Below are 12,259 nucleotides of genomic sequence, written 5' to 3'. Positions count from 1 at the left end.
CATTTCAAATGAATTCTAATTTATTAAAATGGCACCAAAAAATCTGAAAAAAGATCGAGTAAGAAATCAAATTTCAAAAATACTGACTTACAGGTAAAACCTATAAAAATTAAAAAAGTCATTCTAAAATTTATTTATATTTAAAAGAGCTGTCGGCAAACAGCTCTTTTTAGTCTTAGCTAAATTGCTTACTAATTCAAAGGACATTTCCTCATACCATCCTTCAACAGCAAATTTGGATGCATGATAAATAGAATGCAATGGAAATGCCAAAAAACCACCCATTGAAGTTGTGCTGATAAACAAGCCGCTTTTCTTTTCTCTAAAATTAGGAATAAATGCCTTAGTAACCCGGATTACACCCAGAAGATTTGTATTGAGCTGTTTTAAGATCTGCTCATCGGTAAAAGCTTCCAGTGCGCCCATTAATCCGTACCCCGCATTATTAAACACAACATCGACATTATATACAGCGTTAATTTTATTTATTGTGGTTTGAATTTGTTCAGGATTGGTAACATCAAGGGCAACCAGTTGTAATATTTTGCAATTGATTGAGTCCTGTTTCTTTTTCCGGATTACGCATAGTAGCGATTACATTCCATCCTTTTGACTGAAATAATTTAGCAGCAGCTTTTCCTAAACCTGAAGAAGCTCCTGTAATGAAAATTGTTTTTTGCATTTTTATAGTATTTTAAATTACACTGCAAATTTCCATAAACTAAGCCATACGATCTGTTTCCAAATTGGGGTAAGATGTTTCCAAACTGGTCGTTAGTAAAAATTAAACCAGCTTACAAAAAATTAATATTATTTATCTTCAATCGTCTTTGTAATAATTATACGAGCTTCAAAAATTATTTTATCTTCATTTCGTAAAACTTCGAATAGATAATTATAGTTTTTTGTCACCACAGACAAAAGATGCCAATTGAAGACAATTGTTGCCTTTTTTTCACCCAAATAATAAAGTTAGTTTGAATCAAGACGAGAACTAAAGGAAGCAGAAATCTGTCCCGTAATTTTTTTTTTTTGAATGCAAAAAAACCTCCAAAATCAAAAATGGCTTTTAGAGGTTATCAATTTGCTTTATCCACCCTGTTTGAGTTTGTGTCAAATCGCCATCGGATATATTACTTCAAATTATCATTAAAGAAACTTTTTAACTTATCGAAAGGGATTACATTTACTTTGTCATATAAATCAATGTGAACTGCATTTGGGATAATTATTAATTCTTTTGGTTCATTTGCTACTTTAAAAATATCTTCGCTAAAATATCTTGAGTGCGCACTTTCTCCTGCGATTAAAAGTATTGGTCTTGGCGAAATTTCTTTTACATAAGCCAATATTGGCATATTCATAAAAGATATCGCATTGGTTAAGAGCCAAGCTCCATTTGAATTTACAGAATTAACTTGAAAACCACGCGGAGTTCTGTAATAATCAAAATATTCTTTTACGAATTGTGGTTCGTCGCCTTTCAATTTTTCCGGTAAATTTCTTGGACCATCTGCCGGTTTTCCTTTTGCAGCATCTTTCCAACGCTGCTCACCCAAAGCTTCCAGTGTTTGGGTTCTTTGTTCTAATGTTACTGAATCATTGTATCCTTTTGATATCACTCTGGTCATATCATACAAACTTGTCGCAGCAACGGCTTTTACTCGTTTATCAATAGCTGTTGCGTTTAAAGCAAAACCTCCAAAACCACAAATCCCTATGATTCCAATTTTATTTCTATCCACCATTTTTTGTAATCCTAAAAAATCAATCGCAGCACTGAAATCTTCTGTATTGATTTCCGGAGATGCTAAATTTCGTGGTTCCCCTTCACTTTCACCTGTATAGGATGGGTCAAAAGCCAAAGCTATAAAACCACGTTCTGCCATTTGGTTAGCATATAGTCCAGATGATTGTTGTTTCACAGCTCCAAACGGTCCGCTGATTGCTAATGCAGACAATTTTTCGTTTCCTGCATTTTTCGGAAGGTACAAATCGCCGCTTAATGTAATTCCGTAACGGTTTTTGAAGTTCACTTTTTGACGTGTTACTTTGTCACTAAGCCGGAATGTATAATGTTCTTTTGATGTATCCATTTTTTCTGAATTTGATTTTTCTTTTTGTGCCAATAATTGCCCTGATATCAGGAATAATATTGCGATGGCGAATGTTTTTTTTATTTTATTCTGAATTGTTTTCAATTTTATATTTTTCATAATGATTTTAATTATTTTCAAATTTCACAACTACATTTCCGGCACCCAATGTAGAAGCTAGTCCTGCAGGATTGTCTATAGATCCGAGTTTTGTATAACTATAGGAAGTGTTGAAACTTTTATAAAAAAGCACCAGCACATTGTTTCCGTAAAGCATTAGATCACCCACTTTTATATCTCCTCCAACTGAAGAATTTATTGGAAGCCGACCAGGTAAATCGCAATAGATTTCATTACCATTCAGTTCAGTCATATCTACGGTAATTGGAAGCATTACTTTCAATGCAGCTGCACTTGGTTTTTTGTACAATGTTGCTGTAAAAACTGCTGTACCAATTGTAATTTTCATTTTACTATTATTATTCTGTCTTGGTGTTCTTTCATTGTTACTTTTGCAGCTCGCATTACAAAAAGAAAAAGCAAAAAGAATAGCGATAACTGTCAATAAAAATTTCAGTTTCATAATTATATCTTTTAAAGTTGAATATTTTTAATGAATCTTGCAGGAATCCCACCAACGACAGTATTATCCGGAACATCTTTAGATACGACTGCTCCTGCTGCAACAACTGCATTTTCTCCAATTGTTACGCCGGATAAAATCGTAGCATTGGCACCAATCCATGCATTTTTTTTAATGAGAATTGGTTTACCTGTTAGTCCTTTTCTTTCCTCAGGATCTAATGGATGATTTTCGGTAATAAGACTGACTTTCGGACCAATTAAAACATCGTCTTCAATAATAATTCCACCCAATGCTAAAAAGGTACAGTCAAAATTGATAAATACATTTTTACCAATTGTAATATGTTTTCCGTAATTGATATAAAGAGGTGTAAATACGGAAACATCCTGAACTTCTTTATCTATAATTCTGCTTAGTATCTGCGTGATTTCTTCAGGATTTACAGCATTATTCATCTGATTAAGCAGCGCTTTCAAAGCAAATGCTTCATCTCTCAATCTGCCTATTTGCGAATCGTCGGGAAATATGGTTTCACCAGCTAAAAGTCTCTCAAAAATATCTTTTTGAAATGGTGCGGCATTGGAAATTGGGTTTGTATCTGACATAATATTTGAATTAAATAATCAATACAAAGGTAAGACCGCCTTTAAGCAAGGCGGTAATGATTATCAAACCAAAGATTAAGAAATTCAAACTTCTGACAAACGAAATGTAGAGGGATTAGTGCCGGTATTTTTTTTGAAGTAATTATTGAAGTAAGTTGGATAATCAAACCCAAGTGCGTAACCGATTTCCGAAACACTCCAATCAGTATGGAGCAAGAGCGCTTTGGCTTCTGTAATAATCCGCTCGGCAATGTGAGTCGTTGTCGGTTTTCCTGTAACTTCTTTTACAGCCCTGTTCAGGTAATTGACATGCACATTCAAATGTTGTGCATAATGTTGTGCTGTTCTTAATTGAAGTGGATCCGAAGTGGTTTCAATTGGAAATTGTCTTTCTAATAATTCCAAAAACACAGATGACAATCTGGAAGATGCATTCTTATTTTGTTCGAAATTTTCAGAAGGTTCCATCTTTAGAGATTCGTGTATAATGAGGCTGATGTAATTGCGAATCAATTCATCTTTAAATTGATAATCACTTTCTTGTTCCGTAATCATTTTATGAAAAATAGTATTAAGAAAGCCTCTTTGCTCTTCTGTTATTTTCAAAACAGGTGTTCCTCCAATTTTAAAAAAAGACGATTGCTGCAGACTTTCAGAACGCTCGGAGTTTTTAAAAAACTCTTCCGAGAATAAAATAGTGTAACCAATATAAGTCGTGGAGATTGTTTCCCAGGAATATGGAATGTGTGGATTCCCAAAGAAGAGAATCGTACCCTCCTGCTCATAGGTCTTATCCGAATAATGAATCTTACTTTTCCCTGTAGTTAAGCAGATCTTATAGAATTCTTTTCTGCTGTAAGTTCTGGTTTCAGCACCATCATCTTCTATCTGGAATGCTTTAAACCCCTGCAGTTTCAGTTCATTATTAAACTTGGAAACTTCTCTTATTATCTTCTGTTTCATTATGTAAAGTTAAGAAATTCAAACTTGTTTAAGATCTTATAATCTAACTCTCAAATCAGCGTCTAATTTTGACGCGGATAAAAACGGGTTTGAGTTACAATAATTTTACTTTTAAAAACTTAACTTAATGATATTGCCTAACAGGGTATCCAAACCAAATTGTAAAACTCCAAAATCAAATAACTTCGGAGTTTTATTTTTTTTTGACCTTAGAACCTACTTATAAATCATTTTGATGTAACAAAAACAGTATTTAACTGTCTTATTAATAACTTCAATCATCATTAACGGAAAAATATAATTATGAAAACTCGATTTTTAGCATCATTAATATTGTGTGTTTTATTTTGGACTGCAAAAGCCCAGAATAATGTGTCCGGAAAAGAAACAGATCTTAAGCATTTTAAAAATATAGAAAACAATCTGATTCCAATTTATTCCATTAAAGGACAGACTAAAAAAATGTCAATCTCTGATTTTTTAAAGCGCGACAACATCCCCGGGTTAAGAATTATTTTTATTGATAAGGGCAAAATGGCGTGGTCTGCAGATTATGGATATGCCGATATTGAAAAAAAAATAAAGGTAAATGTCAACACGGTATTTGCGGGAGCCTCTCTGGCCAAACCTGTTGCAGCAGTTGCTGCTTTAAATCTTGTGGAAAAAGGTAAACTGGATTTAGATAAAAATATAAATGAAAAACTGGTCGAATGGAAGATGCCCGAAAACGAGTTTACAAAAACACAAAAAGTAACCTTAAGAAGATTACTGTCACACACTTCTGGTCTGGACCGACAACTTTGGTCAGAATATATGGAAAAGGACTCTATTCCAACCTTTGAACAGATGCTGAATGGTAAAAACCCCTCTGTTGATCCGGGACTTCGTTTTTTTAATGAGCCAGGAAAGACCCGTAAATATTCTAACACCGGTTACTTAATTGTTGGAGAACTGATTGCAGATGCAAGTGGCCAATCCTTTGCCAATGCTGTAGATCAGCTTGTGTTTAACGCGTGCGGGATGAAAAACAGTACTTTTCAGCAGTCACTTCCTGAGCAGTTAAGAAACAGGGTAGCAACTGGATATTCCGGAAATCTACGTCCGTTCCCGCGTAAAATATATCCGTTTGGAGCGGCAGGCGCAATCTGGACAACACCCGATGATCTGGGAAAATTCGTTATTTCTTTAATAAAAGACTATAAAACAGAGTCGCACATCCTATTATCTGAGGAAATGAGCAAAAACGTTTTTAACAAAGGAGAAGATAAAGATAAACTTGCATTTTCACTTTGGACCTATAAAAATGATATCGTATTCAGGCATAATGGACACAGTCATGGCTTTACTTCCTTTATATTTGGATCAGTTGATAATGATCAGGCTGTTATCGTGATGAGCAATGGTGAAAATACTCAGGATCTATTTGATTGTATCCAGCGTGCAGTAGCCGAGGAATATAAATGGGATTATTTCCGTCCCGAATTCTATGATGCAGTCTCAATTGATATTAAGTCATTAAAGCAATTTACAGGTCAGTTTGACTGGGAAGGAAATTTTTTGATAATTACAAAAGAGGATGATAAGCTTTTTGTACTGATCAACTCAGACAGATACCAGCTAATCCCCATTGCCGAAAATCAATTTTTAATTCCTGAAAAGTCTTTGAAACTCATCTTTCCTAAAGGAGAAGGTAAATCGATTGAAATTTGGAAAGCAAACGGTGACAGTTCTCAGGCAAATAAAATAAATTAAAGCATTGTAAAAACACCACGACAAAAATTGTCTTATGCTTTTTTATAATCAAAAATGTTTACGTTTGTTAAGAAATTTTATCTTTACAAAACATAATAGGCTCCGTACTTACTGGCCTCGCTAAGATACTGAATGGTATTCGCGATTAATGAAGAACGTAACGCAAGTTTAAAACAAGGAGCTAAATAATAATCGAATAAATAGAAATGACGATATGAATAAAATGCTATTTTCTCTAATTATTAGTTTGACAGCAATGACTGTCTTTGCACAAAATCAAACAACCACAACTCCTATCGTTTCGCCTGATAACGATATTGTGTATCGCCTTTTTTCAACCTATAATATTGGGACATTTATTAAGTTAAACACAAAAAATGGGCAAATGTGGCAGGTGCAATGGGATGCGGGAAAAGGAAAATTTGAATCTCCTTTATTTTTAACACCTCGTGTTTCAGCCGAAGAAGAAAAAAATGGCAGATTCTTTCTTTATCCAACGACGAATATATATAATTTCATTTTGATTGATCAGCTTGATGGACGTATGTGGCAGGTTCAATGGTCATCTAAAATTAAGGACAGGATAGTTTTGCCACTGGATTAAAAGATTGTCACAATTGTTAATTTTAGAATTCAGACCTTAAAGACACTTTAGAAACTAAAAAAATCGGAATACTTAATACTAGTGTATACTTAATAAAATCTCTGATGCATTAAAAATTCCTGTTGAAGCTATTTAGAATTTTGATGAATAACAAGCGGTGAATGTAATTGCAAATACTTATTCATTCCAAGATTTTAAGGATAACGCTGTCGCCTCTGGATTTAGCTACCAACCCTCTTTCAATCCTGTTGACAAAATTGTTCAATTATATGATGAAAAAATTGAGTTATACGAGCGTATGCTGAAAGAAAAAGATGAGATGATGGTGAGGCTTGAAAAATTGATTAATAAATAATTATTTGTCAATATATATTAATTCTATTAAAGAGACTTTGAAAGTCTCTTTTTTGTTTTAGAACATTATTTACGGACACGAAGTCAGGAAACGAATTTCAAATAAATAAGCCATCGCAGAACTATCCATACATATTTTTTATCTCCGACATAACAAAGGTACTTTGAGTACTCCCTATACTTTCAACTGATCCCAATTTATTAAAAACAAAATCCTGATAATGCTTCATGTCTTTAGCAGAAACTTTCATTAAAAAATCGTAATCACCAGAGATATTGTAACATTCCACAACTTCTTCTATTTTCATAATATCACTAACAAACTGATTTCCGATATTACGATCGTGCTGTTTAAGTTTGATATTACAGAAAACGATGAATCCCCTGTTTAATTTTTCTGCATCAAGGAGTGCTATATACTTCTTAATATAGCCACTGTTTTCTAATCTTTTAATTCGCTCAAAAACAGGCGATGCCGAAAGATTTACCATCTTAGCAAGCTCTTTTACTGTATACTTAGAATTATCATGCAGTATATTTAATAATTGAAGATCAATATCATCTATTTGTTCCATAGAATATTTTACTTTAAACAGGTTTAATTTATTTCTAAAACAGAATAAAATTCTTCAAATATAACCAAAAACAATACAAAAATCTTATTTTACACAAGTTAAAAACATAACATACTGCAGCATTGATCTTCACAGTATAAAAATCTAAAAGGCATTATTTTATAGCAGGGAGAGTTATCCTTGATGCCCTTGATCGAAAAAAGATAAAAGGCCACGTCATAAATAAAATTATACTTCTTTTCGTCGAGCCATACCCTGAGCGATGATACTAGCGGCAATCAATTGCAAGGCATGGTAAAGCATGAGCGGCAGCAATATGATGCCAGTGATGGTGCTGTGCTGAAAAAGTACTTTTGACATAACGGTGCCGTGTACCAATGACTTTTTAGACCCGCAGAATAAGACAGTAATACGGTCTTCATCTGAAAAACCAAGCAAGCGGCTGAGTAATCCGACACAAAAGAATACAGCAAAAAACAACGCCATCATCCCTGCAGCGAGTCCGGCAAGTTCAAGGGCGGTGAAGCCTTCAAAAAGATGTTCGGAAAATGACTTGCAAAACGACGTGTAAATAATCGTTAGAATAACTGCCTGATCGAAATATTTGAGCTGTTTCTTGTATTTTTCGGCAATGGCACCCAAACGGGAATTGAGGCTTATGCCAATGATGACAGGCAGCAAGACTTGAAGAATCAACTTTATGACGATATGAGTAACATCAAAATTGCCTGTCGCAGAAGCTATAAAAAGCCCAACCCAGATAGGCGTAACGACTACTCCAATCAAACTGGAAATGCTAGCATTGAAAATGGCTGCGGGAATGTTTCCCTTAGCGATGGAAACCATCACCACCGAAGAGGAAACTGTGGATGGCAATGCTGCCAGAAAAAATACACCAAGCCAAAGCAGCTCGAAGCCGTTATTGACAAACAACGGGCGAAATGCCAAAACAATGAGCGGAAAAAATAAAAAGGTGGTCAACTGGACGACAATGTGCATTTTCCAGTTAGAAAGTCCGGCTTTTAGTTTCTCAACACTCAGTCGCATGCCATAAAACAAAAAAATCAAGGAAACACCAGCATTGGCAATCTCCTCCAGCGAAACAGGTTCTTTGATCATGCCTGGCTTTGGCAAAAAATAAGCCATCAGAATCATGGTGGCTATCATTAACAGGAAACCGTCGAAACCTACTTTTTTTAATACTTCTAATAATTTCTTCAATGTGTTTTAAATATTATTCGTCCGTAGAGTCAAGATTACAAAAATGTCTTACGCAGATAAACGTGGATTCTCTAGATTCATTAGTCTGTCCGCAGACTCGCTCTGCTAAATTCTACGGACAGCACGCATGAGGCAAGGAAATCCTATTCTAATTAATAAATTGAGACTAAATCCCAAGTTCTTTACGTATAATTTCTGCCCCTGCGCGTAAAGCACTTAACTTGCCTCTGGCTACGTTTCGAGATAGTGGGGCCATACCGCAGTTTGTAGAAGGGTAAAGATTTTCGGCATCTACAAACTCAAGAGCTTTACGCAGCGTATCAGCTACTTCTTCTGGTGTTTCGATAGTGTTGCTTGCTACATCAATGGCACCTACCATTACTTTTTTACCTCGAACAAGTTCCATTAAATTTAAAGGTACATTAGAGTTGTGACATTCTAAAGACACCACATCAATTTTAGATTTTTGAATTTTCGGGAAAATTTCTTCGTATTGTCGCCACTCTGAACCTAATGTCTTTTTCCAATCAGTATTTGCCTGTATTCCATAACCATAGCAAATATGAACCGCAGTTTGACAGTGTAAACCTTCAATGGCTCTTTCTAATGCTGCCATTCCCCAATCGTTTACTTCATCAAAGAACACATTAAATGCAGGTTCATCAAACTGGATAATATCTACCCCTGCGTCTTGAAGTTCTCTTGCTTCTTCATTGAGTGCTATCGCAAATTCCCATGCCAATTTTTCCCGGCTTTTATAATGGTCGTCGTACAAGGTATCTACCATTGTCAGCGGACCTGGCAATGCCCATTTTATAGGCTTGTTAGTCTGTTTACGTAAAAATTTAGCATCTTCAACAAAAACTGCTTTTTGACGTGCAACCTCACCTACCACCACTGGAACACTCGCGTCATAACGGTTACGGATTTTTACTGTTTTACGATTTTCAAAATCTACACCGCTTAAATGCTCGATAAAAGTCGTTACAAAATGCTGACGTGTCTGCTCACCGTCAGAAATGATATCCAGATCTGCCAATTGTTGTTCGTGCAGAGAAATGCGTAAAGCATCTTGTTTCCCTTCAAATAGCTGATCGCCATCTAATTTCCATGGTGACCAAAGTTTTTCGGGTGGTGCAAGCCAGGCAGGTTTGGGTAAACTTCCAACAATTGAGGTGGGTAATAATAATTTCTTCATAATAGTATAATTTTAATGTGTTGTAATCAATTAAAGGGTAAAATTAGCAGACCATTGTTCCAGGAGACTTTTATAAGGCTTAATGAAATGTTCTTCTGCATATTTACCCTGTTCAACAGCCAATTGGCTGCGCTCTTCGCGGTCATAAACCACGCGGGTCAATGAATAATCTTCGTGTTTAAGATTAGGTTGATAGATTTTCCCAGCCACTGAATTTGCATTGTAGATTTCAGGGCGATAAATTTTCTGGAAAGTCTCCATCGTGCTGATTGAGCTGATTAGTCCAAGATCAGTATAATCAGCAAGCAGATCTCCGGAATGATAAAAAGACATCGGTGCCACACTATTCTGAGGCATGAAAAAACGAACTTTTAATCCCATTTTAGAGAAATATTCATCAGTGATAGAATACTGATCCTGCAGATACTCAAAACCCAGAACCGGATGCTGATACTCAGTTCGAGTATAAGTTTTATTGCTCGATACACTTAGACAAATGATCGGTGACATCTTGAAGTGCTCTTTATAAGTGGCTGAACTGACAAAGCACTTATACAGTTTTCCATGCAAATCACCAAAATTTTCAGGAAGACAAAAATTAGATTTATTTTTATTGTGCTCGATCAATAAAATACTGAAATCATAATCACGAACATAAGAAGAAAAATTATTTCCGGCAATACCTTCGATACGCTGACTAGTCTTGTGGTCAAAAATATTCGTTTTTAAAACTTCAATCAACGGCAGATTCTTAATACCATTCTTATCATCAATACTCATCGTTACTGTGATGATTTCAAGTTCTACAAGGTAACGATCAGCTTTTGGATTGTCCACGTGAGCCAATGCATTGAATCGATTGTTAATCATATTTAATGCATTACGTAAGTTTTGTTGGCGATTACCTCCTCTGGCCAGGTTTGCAAAATTGGTTGTCAAACGCGTTTGACTTGAGGGATGATAGTTTTCATCTAAACAAGTGCTCTTTAGTGTGAATGCAAAATCATTCTGGATTGTATTCTGGGTGTTTTCAATATTATGCTTTTCGTTTATTCCCCTATCTTCTTGTATGTTCGCTTTCATTTGATGGTGATATTTAGTTTTTTTACCCTGCAAATTTGAATATAAAAGATTAAATATTTTTATTTATACATAAAATCAGTTAATTATTCTTTTTACATAAATTATTAAAGATTATTAATCTTTAAACAAATATAATAATGAAGTAAAACAGATAAATATTCTTTAGTAGCCTAAGATGATTGACTTGGAGTTTCCCAGAGCGCTTCAAAAACTCGAAAAAGAAAATAATATCATTTATATTTGCCAAAATTTAAGATTGACATAGTAATGAATTTGATAGAAAATTTAAAATGGCGCTACGCCGCAAAAGCGTACAATAACATTAAAGTAACAGAAGAGAAGATCGATCAGATCTTAGAGGCTATAAATCTTTCAGCATCTTCTTGCGGTCTGCAATCTTACCGCGTTTTTGTTGTAAGCAACCTGGAAATCCAAAAAAAATTAGGTACTGATTCGTATAACGGACAGATTACCTCATGCTCTCATTTGTTGGTTTTTGCTGCATTCAATGATATGTCTTCGACTTATATTGACGATTACATGGCAATGACAGAAAAGCAAAGAGGTCTTGATGCTGGTGCCTTATCAGGATTTAGAAATGGATTGCATTCCTATTTTAGCGCTATTAACGCAGAACAAAAAGCACTTTGGGCTGCCAAACAGGCTTATATTGCACTAGGAACAGCACTTATTGCTGCGGCAGAATTGAAAGTGGATGCCACTCCTATCGAAGGATTTAATGCCGCCACTATCGATGAAGTTTTGGGCTTGAAAGAAAAAGGGCTGCATGCTGCAGTTATCCTTGCATTAGGATACCGTGATTTGGAAAAAGACTACATGGCAACTATGAAAAAAGTTCGTCTGCCAATAGATGAAATGATAACGAAATTATATTAATATGTTAATGATTATGGAAAAAGTATACGTTCAACTTTGTGGACTTGATACCTTCTCTGCTATAAAGGGCTAAGGCAAATAATACAGTTTTTATCCCGCATAAGTTTTGTGACAGAATCATGGTTTATTGCATTATGATAAATTAACTTAGAAGTACGCCAATTTCTTTAAATCGTTCATAAAAATGATTTGCAAATTGTGAAGTAAACATCACCAATCGGATAGGAACCTAGGGATTAGTTCCCTAGGTGACCTTCCACACCACCTGGCATACGGATCCGTACCAAGGCGGTTCTTAATTTACGATACATTTTAGGTACATGTC

11 protein-coding genes and 2 pseudogenes are annotated in these 12,259 nt (G+C 35.1%); 4 read left to right on the top strand and 9 right to left on the bottom strand.

Annotated features, from left to right (window positions below; translation table 11 throughout):
* Window positions 1–192 precede the first annotated feature (192 nt).
* The 5 genes and pseudogenes from NJT12_RS14200 to NJT12_RS14180 form a co-directional block, all read right to left on the bottom strand.
* Window positions 193–682, bottom strand: a pseudogene (locus NJT12_RS14200) (SDR family NAD(P)-dependent oxidoreductase); the annotation flags it as partial.
* 451 nt (window positions 683–1,133) lie between these two features.
* Entirely contained in the window at window positions 1,134–2,216 is a 1,083-nt protein-coding gene (locus tag NJT12_RS14195; RefSeq protein WP_271336578.1) for an alpha/beta hydrolase, read from the bottom strand.
* A gap of 7 nt (window positions 2,217–2,223) precedes the next feature.
* Window positions 2,224–2,679, bottom strand: a complete 456-nt coding sequence (locus NJT12_RS14190) for a cyclophilin-like fold protein (protein ID WP_271336577.1) — start codon at window positions 2,677–2,679, stop codon at window positions 2,224–2,226.
* 11 nt (window positions 2,680–2,690) lie between these two features.
* Complete coding sequence (locus tag NJT12_RS14185; RefSeq protein ID WP_271336576.1) at window positions 2,691–3,287, bottom strand: DapH/DapD/GlmU-related protein; 597 nt, start codon at window positions 3,285–3,287, stop codon at window positions 2,691–2,693.
* An 84-nt stretch (window positions 3,288–3,371) separates the two neighbouring features.
* A complete protein-coding gene (locus NJT12_RS14180; protein ID WP_271336575.1) occupies window positions 3,372–4,250 on the bottom strand; it encodes a helix-turn-helix domain-containing protein in 879 nt (292 codons plus the stop codon).
* 303 nt (window positions 4,251–4,553) lie between these two features.
* Between NJT12_RS14180 and NJT12_RS14175 the strand changes: the two genes are divergently transcribed.
* From NJT12_RS14175 to NJT12_RS14165, 3 genes and pseudogenes are all read left to right on the top strand, one after another.
* Complete coding sequence (locus NJT12_RS14175) at window positions 4,554–6,002, top strand: serine hydrolase domain-containing protein (RefSeq protein ID WP_271336574.1); 1,449 nt, start codon at window positions 4,554–4,556, stop codon at window positions 6,000–6,002.
* Between the two features lie 214 nt (window positions 6,003–6,216).
* A complete protein-coding gene (locus NJT12_RS14170; protein ID WP_271336573.1) occupies window positions 6,217–6,606 on the top strand; it encodes a hypothetical protein in 390 nt (129 codons plus the stop codon).
* 85 nt (window positions 6,607–6,691) lie between these two features.
* Window positions 6,692–6,961 (top strand): annotated as a pseudogene (locus NJT12_RS14165) (XRE family transcriptional regulator); the annotation flags it as partial.
* Window positions 6,962–7,082: 121 nt separating this feature from the next.
* Here the strand turns inward: NJT12_RS14165 and NJT12_RS14160 are convergent.
* The 4 genes from NJT12_RS14160 to NJT12_RS14145 all read right to left on the bottom strand — a co-directional run bounded on the left by NJT12_RS14160 (window position 7,083) and on the right by NJT12_RS14145 (window position 11,037).
* Window positions 7,083–7,535: an Lrp/AsnC family transcriptional regulator gene (locus NJT12_RS14160; protein ID WP_083694586.1), complete on the bottom strand. Its 453-nt coding sequence runs from the start codon at window positions 7,533–7,535 to the stop codon at window positions 7,083–7,085.
* 228 nt (window positions 7,536–7,763) lie between these two features.
* A complete protein-coding gene (locus NJT12_RS14155; RefSeq protein ID WP_271336572.1) occupies window positions 7,764–8,756 on the bottom strand; it encodes a bile acid:sodium symporter family protein in 993 nt (330 codons plus the stop codon).
* A 166-nt stretch (window positions 8,757–8,922) separates the two neighbouring features.
* Window positions 8,923–9,954 carry a methionine synthase gene (locus NJT12_RS14150; protein ID WP_271336571.1) on the bottom strand — a complete coding sequence of 344 codons (1,032 nt, stop codon included), beginning with the start codon at window positions 9,952–9,954 and terminating at the stop codon, window positions 8,923–8,925.
* Window positions 9,955–9,984: 30 nt separating this feature from the next.
* Window positions 9,985–11,037: a DUF1852 domain-containing protein gene (locus NJT12_RS14145; RefSeq protein ID WP_271336570.1), complete on the bottom strand. Its 1,053-nt coding sequence runs from the start codon at window positions 11,035–11,037 to the stop codon at window positions 9,985–9,987.
* Between the two features lie 267 nt (window positions 11,038–11,304).
* Here NJT12_RS14145 and NJT12_RS14140 point away from each other — a divergent pair, with 267 nt between their 5' ends.
* On the top strand, window positions 11,305–11,934 hold the full coding sequence (locus NJT12_RS14140) for a nitroreductase family protein (protein WP_271336569.1): 630 nt from the start codon (window positions 11,305–11,307) through the stop codon (window positions 11,932–11,934).
* Window positions 11,935–12,259: the final 325 nt, after the last annotated feature.

It is taken from the genome of Flavobacterium azizsancarii (assembly GCF_027980145.1).
GTDB lineage: Bacteria > Bacteroidota > Bacteroidia > Flavobacteriales > Flavobacteriaceae > Flavobacterium > Flavobacterium azizsancarii.
This window is presented reverse-complemented; position numbering and strand designations above follow the sequence as displayed.